The 16,008-nt window shown below is 52.3% G+C and carries 14 protein-coding genes; all 14 read left to right on the top strand.

The genetic code is table 11. The features are described 5' to 3' along the window. Window positions 1–236 precede the first annotated feature (236 nt). The 14 genes from JAO29_RS09815 (at window position 237) to JAO29_RS09750 (ending at window position 15,966) form a co-directional block, all read left to right on the top strand. Complete coding sequence (locus JAO29_RS09815; RefSeq protein ID WP_334268031.1) at window positions 237–1,769, top strand: GumC family protein; 1,533 nt, start codon at window positions 237–239, stop codon at window positions 1,767–1,769. Beyond that, window positions 1,766–2,386 (top strand): hypothetical protein, encoded by a 621-nt coding sequence (locus tag JAO29_RS09810; protein WP_334268030.1) that lies wholly within the window; start codon window positions 1,766–1,768, stop codon window positions 2,384–2,386. The genes JAO29_RS09815 and JAO29_RS09810 overlap by 4 nt, the downstream gene beginning before the upstream one ends. Before the next feature lie 9 nt (window positions 2,387–2,395). After that, entirely contained in the window at window positions 2,396–3,019 is a 624-nt protein-coding gene (locus JAO29_RS09805; RefSeq protein WP_334268029.1) for a polysaccharide biosynthesis/export family protein, read from the top strand. Then, window positions 2,994–4,436: a lipopolysaccharide biosynthesis protein gene (locus JAO29_RS09800; RefSeq protein WP_334268028.1), complete on the top strand. Its 1,443-nt coding sequence runs from the start codon at window positions 2,994–2,996 to the stop codon at window positions 4,434–4,436. Before JAO29_RS09805 ends, JAO29_RS09800 begins: the two co-directional genes overlap by 26 nt. A 422-nt stretch (window positions 4,437–4,858) precedes the next feature. Continuing rightward, window positions 4,859–5,746, top strand: coding sequence for an O-antigen ligase family protein (locus tag JAO29_RS09795; protein ID WP_334268027.1), 888 nt, complete (start codon window positions 4,859–4,861; stop codon window positions 5,744–5,746). Between the two features lie 13 nt (window positions 5,747–5,759). Next, window positions 5,760–6,671 (top strand): WecB/TagA/CpsF family glycosyltransferase, encoded by a 912-nt coding sequence (locus tag JAO29_RS09790; protein WP_334268026.1) that lies wholly within the window; start codon window positions 5,760–5,762, stop codon window positions 6,669–6,671. Further along, a complete protein-coding gene (locus JAO29_RS09785; protein WP_334268025.1) occupies window positions 6,668–8,638 on the top strand; it encodes a hypothetical protein in 1,971 nt (656 codons plus the stop codon). The genes JAO29_RS09790 and JAO29_RS09785 overlap by 4 nt, the downstream gene beginning before the upstream one ends. Further along, entirely contained in the window at window positions 8,631–9,770 is a 1,140-nt protein-coding gene (locus JAO29_RS09780) for a glycosyltransferase family 4 protein (RefSeq protein ID WP_334268024.1), read from the top strand. Before JAO29_RS09785 ends, JAO29_RS09780 begins: the two co-directional genes overlap by 8 nt. 703 nt (window positions 9,771–10,473) lie before the next feature. Next, window positions 10,474–11,373, top strand: a complete 900-nt coding sequence (locus JAO29_RS09775; protein ID WP_334268023.1) for a hypothetical protein — start codon at window positions 10,474–10,476, stop codon at window positions 11,371–11,373. Window positions 11,374–11,534: 161 nt separating this feature from the next. After that, complete coding sequence (locus tag JAO29_RS09770) at window positions 11,535–12,122, top strand: carboxypeptidase-like regulatory domain-containing protein (protein WP_334268022.1); 588 nt, start codon at window positions 11,535–11,537, stop codon at window positions 12,120–12,122. Next, window positions 12,095–12,790: a hypothetical protein gene (locus tag JAO29_RS09765; protein WP_334268021.1), complete on the top strand. Its 696-nt coding sequence runs from the start codon at window positions 12,095–12,097 to the stop codon at window positions 12,788–12,790. Before JAO29_RS09770 ends, JAO29_RS09765 begins: the two co-directional genes overlap by 28 nt. Then, complete coding sequence (locus tag JAO29_RS09760; protein ID WP_334268020.1) at window positions 12,699–13,589, top strand: hypothetical protein; 891 nt, start codon at window positions 12,699–12,701, stop codon at window positions 13,587–13,589. Before JAO29_RS09765 ends, JAO29_RS09760 begins: the two co-directional genes overlap by 92 nt. 67 nt (window positions 13,590–13,656) lie before the next feature. Then, complete coding sequence (locus tag JAO29_RS09755) at window positions 13,657–14,916, top strand: hypothetical protein (RefSeq protein ID WP_334268019.1); 1,260 nt, start codon at window positions 13,657–13,659, stop codon at window positions 14,914–14,916. A gap of 84 nt (window positions 14,917–15,000) precedes the next feature. Continuing rightward, on the top strand, window positions 15,001–15,966 hold the full coding sequence (locus JAO29_RS09750; RefSeq protein ID WP_334268018.1) for a sugar phosphate isomerase/epimerase family protein: 966 nt from the start codon (window positions 15,001–15,003) through the stop codon (window positions 15,964–15,966). Window positions 15,967–16,008: the final 42 nt, after the last annotated feature.

The raw sequence follows: 16,008 nt of genomic DNA, 5'->3' as shown, positions 1-16,008 counted from the left end.
AAGCAATATCAAATCTGGGCCCAACAGCGCTAGGTCGTTGCGAGGTTCTGTAGCCCCACGCTGGCATTGTTGAAGGTAGTGTCTCCGCAGTTGGCGTTACATTGTGTCGCTGTTAGACGGAATGTGGTCCGATGACGACACAATTCAAATCGCAGTATGACAGCATCAACGAACTGACCTGACTAGCGGGAACCAATCCCACGGCATCTTCTTTCATGGATGAGATGAGAGTTTCTATGCAATATTTGGAACGTCAAAACAGCGCTGAACCTAGTCTTTTAGAAAGAATCGCCACTCGGAAGAAGCTGGCGGTCGGCGTCGCGTTGTCGATGCTCGCCGTAGTAGTTCTTGTCACCCTCCTGCTTCCCAAGCTCTACAGAGCTGATCTCAAAGTTCTCCTCAAGAACGAACGAGTCAATCCTGTCGTCAGCTCTGACTCCCAGACGGAGGGACTTTATTACGTAGACCAGGTAAGTGAAGCCAGGATCAACACTGAAACTGAATTAATGAGGAGTCGCCAGCTCATCCGAGAAGTTGTTCGTAGGTGCAATCTGGCATCGCGGGAACACTCCTCATCTGCAGAAAAAAGCATGGACTTAGCCGTTAAGCATCTCGAGGAAAATTTGACCATTGCTCCTGTCCGAAGGTCAGATATTATCGCCGTCAGCTATACCTCGAAAGATCCAGCGGAGGCAGCAAAGGTACTCCGGGCGCTGATGGAGTTATATCTCGAGTTTCATCTTCGTTTGCACAGTGCCCCTGGTGCCGCAGATGTCTTCAGGCAGATGGCAGGGAATTACGCCCGTGAACGCGATCTTGAGCAGGCGAAGCTCGATGAGTTTAAGAAACAGCACGCAATCGCATCACTCCCTGATGAAAAGGCGCTAACGCTCCAGCAAGTTGCCGACCTGAGCAAGCAGAGTTCCGATGTAGAGGTGGCGATCAAGCGCGATCAGAATCAGCGCAGCCGCCTACAAGAGTTTATTGCCACAACTCCTCCAATCGTCGAGAGGGAGAGGCGCTCACTTCCAAACCAACTTGAAACGGAGCAACTCAACGTAAATCTGGTCAATCTGGAGAACAAGCGTGTAGAAGCAGCAGCACGATATCAGCCGACGGACCGGGTTGTGCATGACATCGACGAGCAGATAAGAGTTACGCAAGAAGCACTAAATACCTCCCAGAGGACCAAGTCAGAAGAAGTCTCAACAGAGAGAAACACACTCCACGTCTCAGCTCAAAGCGACTTCATGAAGACGGAGACAGAAATAGCTGGACTCACCAGACAAGCCAGCGAAATCCAAAGGCAACTGAGCCGACAGCAGAAGAGGATTTCAGATCTAGATGGCGAGACGGCCGCCTATGACACCTTGACAAGAGCAGTTGCCAGACTCGCAGACCTAAACCAGGTTTACGAGAAAAAGGCCTACGAGGCTCAGGCAGGGGAGTTGCTGGATAAGGAGCGAGTCGCCAATGTTGCGATTGTCGAGGCGCCGATGACGGCTTCTTCACCGGTATCTCCCAGGCGCGGGTTACTTCTTCTCATCGGTACCATCTGGGCGGCAGTCTTGGGGCTTGCCACCGCGCTCATAGCAGATCTAACGGCAAAGCGAATCGACTCGCCGTACGATCTTGAATTGGCGCTCGGCGCTCCTTTGGTCGGTCTGCTGCCGGCAGATGCTGCAATTCCGGGCTACAACGAGATGAGCGCAGCAATCTACAGTTCGCTACACCGTGAACCCCACGTTCCCGCATGGAGGTTATCGTGAGCATAGCCACACTACTTCCCGACAGAGCAGGGAGATCGCCTGCATCAGCCTTGTATCCGTCCACAACCTTCGAAAGCGCCCTTAGTGATCTTATTCGGAAGGTATTTGTTGGAGCGGATGGCTGTGGTTATCAAGTTGTCGCCTTCACTTCGCCTACACCAGACAAAGATCTATCTCTTCTCTGTGCCTTCCTCGGCTGCAAACTAGGTCAGATGCATGGGCCGGTTCTAGTAATTAGCGCCCAAGATCTGCTGAGAAAAAGAACAGATATGCGCGAGATTAGAGAGGTCGATTTCGCTAAGGCCGGCGATAACCCGATCTGGGTTGTTCCCCGTGACCGCTCAGGAGTACCTGGGGAGTTCGCTGACGAAGCTATGCTGTCGGTAACGATGACAAACCTGAAGCGTCAGTTTGATTTCATTGTTGTTGATGCCGGCGCCACCTCGGCAGTGTGTAAGGCACAGGGTCTACTCAGTTGTGTTGACGGTTTTGTCTTGGTGACCACCGAGGGAAGAACCGAAGTTCAGCAAATCTCAAATCTTCGTAAATACCTAGATAAAAATGGTGCCCGCGCGATAGGTGGCATTTATATAGAGACGTCCAGAAATGGTAGGTAGAAAATGAGAATGCAATATCGATCTCTGTTCTTTTCACTAGTGCTTTGCGGTGTTGCTGTGGGCCAGGAGCTTAAGAGCCACAACGAGCCTTATCGCATCCAGCCGAGTGATGTTCTGGAAGTGCATTACAGGTACACTCCCGAATTCGATCAGACCGTTAGTGTGGGGCCCGACGGTCAGGCGGCCATTATGGGAATTGGGTCTGTCGACGCAGCCGGTCTCAGCGTCGATGAGTTCAAGTCTCGGCTCGTAACCCTCTCCACAGCACGATTGGTCAATCCTGAGATCTCAGTGCTTCTAAAGGAGTATGTGAAGCCTCACATATTTGTCGAGGGAGAAGTCAACTCCCCAGGACGCGTCGAGATGCGTGGTCACTTGACTGCACTGGATGCAGTGGCGCTCGCTGGAGGGTTCAAGAACACTGGAAAGGCTTCAGAAGTCCTCTTGCTTCGAAGGGATTCGAATCAGACAAGGGTCGTGAATCTCCAACAGTTGGTTAAACAGCGAAAGCTCGAAGAAGCGCCAGATCTCCGGTCAGGTGACGTCATTTATGTCACTCAAAGTGGCTTTAGCAAATTCGAGCGAATTATGCGCTTAGGACAATTCGGTGCCATTTACAATCCAGCACGATAGTTCTGCCTGTGCCGATTCCTCGCTGGAATTCCCCGCCATGGTGACTCCTGCGGCCATGGAAGGCGCACACGTTGGCGGAATCGATAGCAACGAGAATCGCGCTCATAGCCTGCGCCGTTATCGCAGTATGGTCGTCAACGGCTGTACGTCTCTTGTGGCAAAGGCGGGAACTCTCGTCATTACGTTGGTAGTGTCCCCGTTAGCCTATCGATATCTTGGACCCGAGCAATTCGGTCTCTGGATGACAATGACATCCTTTGTCCTCTTTATGACGTTCGCCGACCTAGGTATCGGCAATGGGTTAACGATGCGTATCGCAGAAGCCAATGGAAGAGAGGATAGGCAATTCGCGATTCGGCAGATCTCTTGTGCGTTTTATCTATTATGTGCAATATGTGTCCTCTTCTCATCGATCGCGTTCGCCTGCTTCCGCTCCGTTAGGTGGACGAAGTTCTATGGCTTGACATCAACTTCGATGGGGCGCGAGGCAGCTCTATCAACTTTGATTCTCATGTTGTGTACGGCGGCGAATATGCCTCTCGGCATAGCGCCCCGTGTGCAGCTTGGCTATCAACGAGGGTTCATCCCAGATTTATGGAATGGCCTAGCGAACATCCTGGTTCTGATCGGATCCATTTTTGTTGTGATCTACAAAGGCGACCTCGCACTGCTGGTTCTCGTGTTTGGTGGGATGCCGGTTCTAATGACACTGTGTAACTTCATCACAGAATTTGCCATCAGGAATCCATCTCTCAGGCCACGTGCAGCGCTATTCGATATGAGGGAGGGGCTGCAACTTGCTGGAATTGGCTTCCTGTTCTTCGTCCAGCAATGTTTCGGACTTATTTACTATGCGAGCGACAACATCGTTATCGCGAAGACGATGGGAGCGACGAGTGTCGCTCAATACGCCTTAGTCCAACGGCTCTTCTCCCTTGGGCTCATAACTCAATACATGGTTGCTCCGCTTTGGCCGGCTATTGGTGAGGCGCGCGCTCGGGCTGATTACGCTTGGGCCGCGCGCGCAACCAAACGCGCGATCATTGGCGGGAGCGTATTCAGTGTGGCGTTGTCGACCCTTCTTCTCCTGGCGAGCAGGCCGATCATAAAGATGTGGTTCAAGGTCGATCCAGGCCCTATCGATTCGCTTCGGGTAGGGTTTGCGCTGTGGGTTGTCGTTGCTGGATATATAGCTACGATGAATGCACTTTTGAACCAGCCCTCTATGATGCACCGACACCTGGTCCTGTTTGGTGCGGGGTCCCTTGTGAGTTTGGCGCTGAAGATTGCCTTCGCCAGACACGGTTGGCTGCCTGGTGTGGTTTGGGGAACGGTGATCTCGTTTAGTGTCATCTACATGTTGCCAGCAGCCCGTTTGGCTGTTCGATCGTTTTCTGAAAACAAGGCGGTCTCATGACAACGAGTCTGTCCGTTAATCCGCCGTCTAGCCGAACGGCGGTCGCCCTCGCGGCCATTCCAATCTGTGACTGCGTACTGAATCAGGTAAATACCGTACTTGCTTCAAGCGGCAGTGGAGTCAGTATCCTTCAGATTGTCCGGGGTACCCTCTTGCTGGTGTTTGTTGCTGCATGTGGCTCCGCAGTTCTAAAGAACCCTCGGAAGCTACTCACTATACCCATCTCTGTATTTGCTGGCGTGGCGCTTATAGCTTTGGCTGTGTCAAAAGAGCTTAGCCGAACCGGTACGCTTGTGGTTGCGGGATCCGTTCCATACGGCCAAATGCTTTATTGGCTAATGCTATGGACGACAGTAGCCCTCTTCTGCTCCACCACAGCAGACGCTTTGATCCTCTTGAAAGGCTTGGCGCTCGGATCCGTAATGACTGCGGCCTCGGTCTTCCTTGGCTTAGTGGTCGGAGTTGGTAATTTCTACAGCGGGGATGCTGTGAGTGCATCGGCTGGGTGGTTTGAGACAGCGAAGATGATCACCGGAGTTCTCACGACCGGAGGGGTTGTCTTGCTCTACCTCGGTCAGAAGAGACAAGGTTGGCTCTATCCGGTGCTCGCATGTTTTAACTTTGCTGCCTGCGTTCTAACATATGCGAGGGCAGGAACAGTAGCCATGCTGGCGGCGCTGGTTTGGCTTTTAGTTTGGTTATGTGTGTGGGGATACGGATCGCGACGTTCTGGAATCAAATTCGCATCGCTCTGTCTTGTCATTGTCATCCTTGCGGCTGCGGCTGTATCACCGACCCAACTACTCTCACGCTGGAATGACGTCGAAGATGGTGGGGAGGCAGGATCCGGGCGAGCCACGTTCTGGAAGATTGCAGTAGACAACTTCGCACAAGAAGACGTGCTTGATCAGATCGCGGGACGTGGCTACTTCTCGATGTCGACGATGTTGTACGAGAAATATGGGGACGATATCAAGCATACCCATAACGATGCGCTGGATATGTTGCTCGTGGGTGGGGTCGCAGGTGGTGTGTGGCTGTTGACGCTCCTGTTCGACTTTACGTCCAGAGCGGTGCGCTGTCCCGTTGCTTCGCGGTCCAGGGCCGCTGCTGCTGCGGTTCTGCTGATCTATCTATGTCATGGTCAGCTTACAGGTCAGATATGGGGCACAGATTCCATGACCTATTACACGATCGCACTATCATCATTTTTTGTTCTACGTAACGCTCCGTTGTGCGAAGAAAGAACCGAAATAGAAGCCTCGTCTATCGGCTTCACGGATCTGAGACATCCCTATCACACTGCCTAAGAGGAAGCTGACGATGTTGTCAACCACCAGAGAAACCGCAAGGGTCCTAAACACGGCCATAGATGTTACGACCATGTGTGCTACGTGTGGGCAAATTATAAATCTTGCCCGCGAGCGTAGGCCGTCCTACATCTGCTTTGCCACGGCTCACATGCTGGTGGAAGCGACGCGTGACCCGGAGATTCACGAGTCGTATCAAACGGCAGACATGGTAAATCCTGACGGTGTTCCCATAGCCTGGACTCTGAGAATGTTGGGTTTCAGGAATGCCGAATGTGTAAGTGGTCCCACCCTATTCCCACGGCTGCTACGTCTGGCCGCAGAGAATGGTCTCCGTGTGGGCTTTTATGGTGGCAGAGAAGAAACGCTGCAACGTATCTCCTCACGCATCAGGCGGGATATACCAGATCTCGAAATATCCTATGTGCATTCGCCTCCGTTTAGGCCTTTGAGTCAGAACGAGCAAAAAAAGGATCTCGAGCGAATCAAACAAACCGGGACGGAGATATTGTTCGTCGGTCTCGGATCGCCGAAACAAGAGCTTTGGATGCGGCGATGGGCGGCGGAGATACCCTGTGTGAGTTTAGGGGTCGGTGCGGCGTTTGAATTCTTCTCTGGAGAGAAGACTCTCCCCCCATTTTGGATTCAGCGCCTCGGTCTGAACTGGTTGATCAGGCTTTGCCAAGAGCCAAGGAGATTATTTCGTCGGAACTTGGCCTCTCCGGTATTTGCTTGGCTGGCCTTCCAACAAATTATTCAGCATCTCTTCATGCCGGGACGAATCCACACACTTCCGACAGCATCGGAGAAACCGCTGAAGCAGAGGATAGGCCGCAGTTTCCCCATGGCTGACCGAGTCGTGCCGGTAGGGAATGTAGCGGAAGAGAGCAGTCAGGACCATGAACATCTGGAGATTGCCCAATGAATGTTTTGTTGGTCAGCGCAAGTCTTCTGGCATGTGGTTGGCTTTCGTGGTTCGGCACGAAGAAATACCTGCTGATCGCCCTTGAGCATAAGTTGGTAGATGTGCCAAATCATCGAAGTTCCCATAGCGTTCCTACTCCTCGTGGTGGCGGCATCGTATTCGCAACTGTTTTTCTTGGGGGGGTGGCATCTCTCGCCGCACTGCATCTCTTACAACCTCTTGAGATTGTCAGTCTATTTGCGGGTGCCCTTGTGGCGGTCGTGGGTTTCTGGGATGACATCGCAGGACTGCCGATTATAGGCCGGCTCGCTGCGCAGATCCTTGTTTCTATAATTGCGGTCTTTTGTGTGCTAAGGACATGGTGGCCCCAGGTATGGAACCATCACTTCCTTCCGCTCATTCTTATCGGGGCGGTTTTTGGATTTGTTTGGCTCATAAATCTAACGAACTTTATGGATGGCATCGATGGAATAGCTACTACAGAGATCGTATGCGTCTCATCCATCTGCTGCCTCATGGTCCTGGCACGCCATAATTTCGATACCGTCGCCCTCTCGTTCGCTTTGCTGGCTGTTAGCACCTCCGGGTTTTTGTTTTGGAATTGGCCGCCGGCTTCAGTGTTCATGGGAGACGCAGGCAGTTGCTTTCTCGGTTACATGCTTGGGGCATTGATCTTGACGGCGGTGGTGCGCGGCGATCTATCCTTGGCAACGCCACTGATTCTCCTGGGAGTCTTCATCATCGATGCTAGTTTGACTCTGGGCAAGCGTATGATTCGCGGAGAGCGTTGGTACCTACCTCACTGTACTCATGCATTTCAGCATGCTGCCAAACGTTACGGTCACCTGAGAACTACTTCTGCGGTTGCCGCTATCAATATCATCTGGCTTGCACCCCTTGCCGTTCTCGCCGAGTCTTACTCATCCAGGGGATGGTTGCTACTTGCTGTAGCGTGGTTGCCCTTGGTTGTGATGGCTCATCATTTAGGAGCGGGAGCAGTTTCAAAACAGACCGATTCGGACCTGCTACCTGGGAAGAGCTTCCTTCTGAAAGCGTCGGGGCAGCAAGGGAGAGGATTTGGTTTTTTCGATAGCGTATGCGTCCCAGCGATTGTCGAATCCTCGGCTTTCATGAATGCCGCGAAGATCCTTCTTTTGGCCGGACTAAGCTGCTTCGCACTCTATTTGGCCCTACTGAGTCAGTTTACGCAAGCTGTCGCTAACGTGACCATGTTCTCTCCGATGACCCTCGTTTGGGCTGTGACCCAGAGCATGATTTTAGTGCTATTTCGCGTCTACCGAACACAGTGGCGCCTCATGTCCATGGAGGAGATTCCCACAATTGCCGGCATGAGTTTGGTTGCAGCTCTTATCGGTGCCGTAGTCGGGTTTGCATTGTTCCCCGGAAGCTTCGCCATAGCTCCTCAGCGCTTTGTTCTGTTCGAATGTTTCTTTCTGATTTTTCTGACCGTTGGCATGCAGATAGCCACTCCGTTAGCTGTGAACGCATTGCGTACGCGCAAGAATGTACGAACTAGGAGACGCATAGCTATCTTCGGAGCTGATCAGGCGGGTGCCGACATCCTGGCTAGCCTTCGACGGCTGTGCACCGAGTATGAACCACTCGGATTTATTGATAGCAGGCAAGAACTTCAAGGTGCATACCTATGTGGCCTCCCGGTCCTAGGAACAGCTACTGCAGTTCTAACCACCGTGGAGACCTATGGGATTCATGAGCTTCTGCTGCCGTCGAACTACGTTTCCTCAAAAGCCGCGCTTGCATTGATTCAGCTTTGCAAATTGAGTGGCATCGACTATACGATAGTCCATTCCATCGAGCAGGACATCCGACTTCCAGCGCAGACTTCCCCCCGTCGCTCAGCTGTTGTGAGAGCGGTTAATTTCCCATCCGCCAATCAGGTTCCTGAATCCGCCGCAGCTCTAACTAGCTGGAGCGTGAATGACTAAGACTCCTAAAAATGCGCCGATTCTGGTTATCGCTCCAGCAGACGGAAGAGGCGGAATCGCTTCGGTGATTCGGCTGCATGCTCAGACTGAAGTTTGGCGGACAAAGGGTTGCCAGCTGTTATCGACATACGATGATAGGAGTTCTCGGCGAAAGATAGTAGCAGCCCTGAAGGCATATTGCGTGGCACCCACTGCAATCTATCGCGCAGGCATCGTCCACGTTCATCTTGCAGGCCAAAAGAGCGTACTTAGAAAACTCCCGCTGATTTTATTGGCAAAACTATTCCGCAAACCGATGATTGTTCATGTCCATGCTTTCAGTGTGGAGTCTCTTTTCGACAACACGGCCTTATCTGCTGGTAAATGGGCATTGAGACATGCGGATCGTGTAATCGCCCTATCACAAACCTGGGCAGACGCTATAAACGCACGGGATCAATCCCTCAGACTTTCCGTTATCCCCAATCCCGTATCCGCTTCGCCAACTAAGGTGCGCCCAGTCGGACGAGAACCGGTCATTCTGTTTGCCGGCAAGCTCGAGCAGCGCAAAGGCTATCAAGATTTGTTAGCTGCGGCTGTACCCGTATTGCGCTCATACCCTGCGGCGCAGTTCTGGTTTGCTGGGCATGGCGATGTTGAGATAGCTGCGATGATGGCGGAAACTCTTGGGGTAAGGGGATCCGTGAGATTTATGGGTTGGCTGAATGTTGATGCAATGTCTTCTGCCTACGAAGACGCGACGATCTTCTGCCTTCCAAGCTACAACGAGGGGGTTCCGATGGTCGTTCTAGAAGCCATGGGGCGCGGGCTACCTGTCGTTTGTACAAAGGTCGGCGGCTTGCCTGACTACATCGAACACGATCGGAATGGTCTCTTCGCTGTCGCGGGCGATCCTGTCTCGATCGCTGAGTCGTTGCTCCAACTGCTAGATGATCCTGCTAAAAGCAACAGGATGGGCGAGGAAGCAGCTAAGACAATTCACGCAACCTGTAGCCTAGATGCTATTTCTAAACAACTTCATCAGTTGTATGAAGAAATCAGCCGTAGTCAATCACGTGCGGCTGGTACGAGACATCACAGTGATGCGACCGGTATCGCATCTCGCGAAGCAGTGAATCACCTAGAAAGCTAGTCCCATGCTTGTCAAAGGGCCAAAGTATTGCTCCATGCGATGGATGACGCTTCTGGGAGCGCTTTTGCTGATGACTGCTGGAGCGGCAAACTCTTCTGCCACAATCCACAAGAATTCCTCAGACAAACGCAACGGGAACGATACATTTCATCTCGTGGGGCTCACTAGTCCCGCAACTGTCTCCAATTCGATCTTCTTGTGCCTAGACAAGGCACCGCTAGGTGCACGTGTAACGTTCTATATAGACGGAAAGGTAGTAGATACACAATCTCGATCTCCTTACTGGCTAGGAGGTACCAGAGACGGGAAACCTACGGGTTTCCGCGTAGAAGAGGTTGGATATGGTAACCATACAGTCCGTGCGGTGATCACTGACCCGGCTCAGAGGATCCATCCCAGCGATGTAATTGCGATCCATGTGATCCGTTCAAATGACGAGAGTTTCAGCAGAGGCCTTTCTCCCTACGTCGCAAATCTCCCGTATCTTTCCGGTCACCCTCATATATCTGATGAAAGTTTCCCATCTGCTTCATCACTATCATTAACCGATCAGGTCGTAAGACGAGCCGTTGAAGCCATGTACCGCAACTGGGGAATCGACATATTCTTCGATTCGGGAGCGGATCGCTCGGCACGCCTTCGATCGCTTGCTCCTAGGGGTTGGGCACATTCTGAAGCGAAAGACCACAATGGTCCGTGGAGCATGAGGTTTTCACCTGATTCTGTCTTTTATCACGCGATTCCTGCTGAATGGCCCCGTGTTGCTCTCCCCTCCGGGTACTTTCACACGATTCAGCTCAACACCGCACACGGCGGGGACGGAATCGGATTTGGTGTTGTTGTTTCAGATGAGGAGAGTTCGACGCGTCTCGTGCGGAGTCAGTGGTACAACGTGCAATCGACGTTGGAGGAGATCCCGTTTCGAATTCCTTCGGGCTGGTCGAAGGAGTTGCCCACGACCCCCGCAGGAGATCGCCACGTGATCTTCATCGATCCGCGGAGCATGTCCTTCGTGAGCACTTACAAGACATCCGTTGACTCGTCTACTGGAGCTCCCAACGCCCTCTATGCTGCGACACCTACCCAATTTGACTCGATGGGAGACAGCGGCGGCTCGATTGCAGCGAACTTTTCAGAGCTTCCCTTGTTGATACAGCCTGGAGAGAGTACGAATCGTGATAAGCCGATTCCGCATGCGATCGGCGGGCCGGTCCGTCGCGTTTGGGCCGCCCGTGTATATCCTGCAAGCGCCTGGGATGCTGGTGTGACTACCGCTACGGATACATGCTCCGGCAAGGGGATGATGAATAGTGGACTCGTTCCGTATGGTGGGGTCATCCAGCTTGATCCGCACCTCGATCTGGCCCGACTGAATTTATCTCTTCCCGCATATCGCATTCTCCAGGCGATGCAGACTTACGGTTACTATGTGATGGACTATGGATGTTCCGATCTGGACATCTACACAGCTTTGGATGCCAGCGAGTTCGAGCCATATGGAGGACTGTGGGGTTCGTCAAGCGGCATCGGCGTTCAAAATGAGGTTGGCCGTGTACTCAGTACAGCGAACCTCTATGTAGTCGCGCCGTTGGTTAAAAAGTAGGTTCCTCCAATTCTGCGAATTTAGAACTTCGGATAACTCGTTCGCTCCAACGTTCTTTTGTGTTGACACTCGCGCCGGAATGTTGGTACCGTCCGTTCGCAGTTCAAACAATAGTCTTGTCGGGAGGCGGCGAGCCTCTCTCTTTTGCGGGAGGAAGTCTTATGTTTCGAAGGTTATATCTCACTGTAATCGCCCTATGTGCGCTGGCTCTCCCGCAGTTCTCCTCTGCGCAAGCTGTGAACGCAACATTATTAGGAACGGTTACCGACTCCACGGGTGCCACGGTTGCAAATGCTAAGGTAACGGCTGTTGCTGCGGCGACATCGACTGTCTATGAATCTGTCACAAACGACGGAGGAAACTACACGATACCGAATGTTCCTCCTGGTCTCTATGTAGTGACTGTGGTTGCATCTGGGTTCAAGAAAGAAACTCATCAAAACATCAACGTATTGATCAACTCTTCTACGCGCGTCGACTTCGCCGTTGCCCCGGGTAGTGTTACGGAAGAAGTTATGGTGACTGCGGCACCTCCATTGCTTCAGACCGATCGGGCAGACATCAGTACAAAGCTCGAAACTCATCAACTTGAGAACTTGCCCATGTCGACCAACCGGAACTTCCAGTCATTACTCAATCTGGTTCCGGGTACATCTCCAGCTACATTCCAGCACTCCCAATTTTTCAATGCGCAGAGTTCCCTGCAAACGCAGGTAACGGCATGCCGAGAATGGGCAATCTTTATCTAATTGAGGGTATCGATGACGATGAGCGGACTGGTCTTTTGCAGATAATCATTCCCCCCGCAGATGCCATTCAGTCCGTAGACATCTCGGCCAACAACTTTGACGCGGAGATGGGGCGCGCAATGGGAGCTGTAACGAATGTCATACTCAAATCGGGCACCAACGCTTTTCACGGATCGGCCTTCGAGTACATACAAAACAATGCCGTGAATGCGCGTTCCTATTTCACTGGGCCGCTCGGACACCTCTCCTACAACTATTACGGCGGCTCTTTTGGTGGGCCGATCATCAAAGACAAGCTATTCTTCTTCGCGGACTATCTCGGAACATCGGATCATGAGACTGTCTCGAATACTTTTACAATTCCTGACGCTCGATACTTTACCCCCAACGCTCAAGGGCTCATCGATCTAAGTGCAGCACTGGGAAGCACAAACCAGAACGGCTTTCGTACCGGACAGATCTTCGATCCCGCAACGGGAAACGGAACAGCTCTAGGCCCGCGTACAGCGTTTCCAAACAATCAAATCCCTATAAGCCGTGTCAATCCAGTCTCACTCGACATTTTGAGGAGGCTCAATGCAGCCGCCTCACAGTACGGTAGACTCAATTCCTCCCTGGCCTTTATCCAATCCCAGCAACAACTACACAAGCAATCTTCCCCTCACTAAATCGACCAATAGCTGGGATACAAAGATCGACTACACGCTGAATGAACGAAATCACGTGAACGGGCGGTTCAGCTGGCAAAGAGTTAATACGTTCCAGGCACCTGCGTTCGGCGCATTCCTCGGAGGTCCGGCTGGTGGAGGCTTCCAAGGCACCGGTAAGCAAACCTCCTACAGTACTGGCGTCAACTATGACCATGTCTTTTCGCCTACTCTATTTACCGAAATCCGGTTTGGAGTTGCACATCTGCGCAACAATGCCGAGCCAAGCGACTACGGTGCTGAGGATGCGACGGCGCTTGGGATTCCCGGTGTCAATATCAATCAATTCACCAGTGGCCAGGTCGGGGTCTCGTTAGGAGGCGCTTTTACGGGAACGATGATCGGCTACTCGGCATCAGTGCCATGGATTCGTGGCGAGTCGAACATCGATCTGGTAAATAACTGGACCAAAATTATTCGAAACCACACCATCAAGTTAGGTGGTGATCTTCGCCGAGTGCGCGATGACTTACTGCAGGATCAGACCTTCAGCCCACGTGGAGTTTTCAACTTCTCTGACCTGCAGACCTCCGACGTACGTGGAACGACTAACATTGCAAACAACGTCGCGAGCTTCCTTCTGGATCTTCCCAATCAGGTCGGCAGAGATGTTAATACTTATTTTCCAGCCTACCGACAGTGGTGGCTCTTCGCGTTCGCTACCGATAAATGGCAGATGACCTCACGTCTCACGGTTGATCTTGGTGTTCGCTGGGAATTTTACCCCTCAGCCACCCCTAAGATCGCCAGTGGATTCTGAAATTACGATCCCCAGAACAATAATCTTGTTATCGCCGGAGTCGGGGATAATCCATTCGAATCTTGGAATGCAAACTCGCTATCGATACAACAGTTACGCATTCAATTATCCGGTGCGCTCGAATAATTCCTACGGGCCGGTCGGGGCAAGTACCTTGACCCCAGCGGTTCTCGCAGATGGTTCGACAGTAGCGACCTTTCAGGCTGGGTTTCCCGCTCCCGTTCCCATCCCTTCCAACGGAATCATCCCCGCCACGACCGGAGGTCTAGCGTCGCAGCAAATGTTCTACGTTCCCTTGGATTATAAAAATCCTTACGTAGAATCCTGGAACGTCGCGATCCAACAGGCACTACCGCACGATATGTCTATGCAGATTGCTTATGTTGGAAACCATGGTGTAGGAATACCCGGTAACATCGACATCAACAATCCTACGGATATCTATGGTGGAGGCAATGCATCGAAGCCGGAATACAACTGTGAGGGGTGTCCTCCAGGTGTGCACAGAACGGCCTCAACGCAAAAACTCTTTCAGGGCTTTTCCTCGAACTATCATTCGCTCCAGGCTCAACTCAACAAGCGGTTTTCGGGCGGTCTCTCCTTTACGACAGCGTTCACGTGGGGCAAGGGGCTGGGATATGTTACAGGTGACGATGGTGGCATTCTCTTCTTTTCAACGGCAAATCTCCGAAGGAACTATGCTCCGAATGATTACGATCGAACTTTGAATTACGAGCAGAGTTTTACCTATGAGCTGCCCGTTGGACGAGGTCATTGTTATCTCAGCACTGGAATCGGATCGATAGTTTTAGGTGGTTGGAAACTTGCAGGCATCATCTCTGCCGTTTCCGGCTTGCCATTCTCTGTGTACGCTAACGGTGCAAGCTTGAACACTCCTGGGACCGCTCAGCTTGCAAATCTGACAGGAACTTACAAAGTGCTACATGGAATAGGCTCCAATGCACCTTGGCTTGATCCGACTGCCTTTTTACAACCCCGTGGCTGTCCGTCGACCGGGTGCAACGCGCAAAACGTCGGGTTGGGAAACACTGGCAGAAACCAGTTCCGCGGTCCTGGCTATGTGCAGGATAATCTCTCGATCTTCAAGAGCTTTCCTGTCTGGCGGGAAGCATCGTTGGACGCCCGTCTGGATGCTTTTCAGCTAAGCAATACTCCTCAGTTCAACAACCCGAACTCGGGAAGTGGCAATATCTTCACCGCGGGAAATTTCGGACGGGTCACGAGTACATTGGGTAGTGGGCAGGGTAGCGTAAATGGTGTCGGTGGTGGCCGCAGTCTTCAGGCCTCTGTACGAATTACGTTTTAGATACGATATTGATATGAGAGCTGGCCGGCTTTGCTAGAACGGTTCGGTTTTCAGCTAACCGATACTTAGCAACGAGGATACGGAATGGTTGGAATTTCGAGAAGGAACTTCGTACAGCGTGCCACGGCGATGGCATCTGTAGGTCTGGCTGGCAGATACTCCTTCAGCTTCATGCAGTCGGATCCGTTCAAAGTCGGCGTGATTACAGATGAGATCACTCAGGACTTCGATCATGCATGCTCCGTTGCCTCTAAAGAATTCGGCATGCAGTGGGTAGAACTGCGTGGGATGTGGAAGAAGAGCCTCTTGTCTTTATCCGATTCAGAGCTGGCCGAAGTCGAGAAGATCCTATCCAGGTACAGTCTTCAGGTCACAGATATCGCTAGCCCGCTTTTTAAAGCATATTGGCCCGGTGCACCGCGGTCTTCTGAGGGACCGAAACAGGGAGGATCTACAGGAGACGTTTTCAAAGAGCAGGACCAGGTGCTTGAGAAGAGCATGGCGCTTGCCAAGCGTTTCAGGACAAACAAGGTGAGGTGTTTCGACTTCTGGCGAATTGAAGACGTTGCGCCCTACCGGAACGAGATCGACCAGAAGCTGACCGAAGCCGCGGATCTCTGCGGCAAGCAGGGGATTCTGCTGGTTGTCGAAAATGAACCGGCATGCAACACTGCGACTGGACGAGAGGCTGCCCGTCTTTTAAAATCCGTAAGTTCGCCTCACCTTGCGTTGAACTGGGACCCGGCAAACGCCGTTATGCGCGGAGAGTTCGATGCATATCCGACGGCTTGGAACATGCTCCCAAAGGAGCGCATTCACCACTGCCATGTGAAGAATGCCGTTAAGGGACCCGACAACAAGATTGTATGGTCGCCAACTGGCAAGGGTTTCGTCGATTGGACCGCGCAATTCCGTGACCTGGCCCGAGCGGGTTATCGCGATGCCGTGAGCCTTGAGACTCATTGGCATGGAGGAGCGACCCCGGAGGAATCGACTCGCGTCAGCTGGAGCGGGATGAAAAAAGCCCTGCAAGACTCAGGCACTTTCTAGCCTGCAGACCTGAAAGTCCCGCACCGCATGTCGAGCTTGTTC

The organism is Edaphobacter sp. HDX4 (genome assembly GCF_036877565.1).
Lineage (GTDB): Bacteria > Acidobacteriota > Terriglobia > Terriglobales > Acidobacteriaceae > Edaphobacter.
Note: the sequence above shows the minus strand (reverse complement) of the source record. Positions and strands in the feature narration are given on the sequence as shown.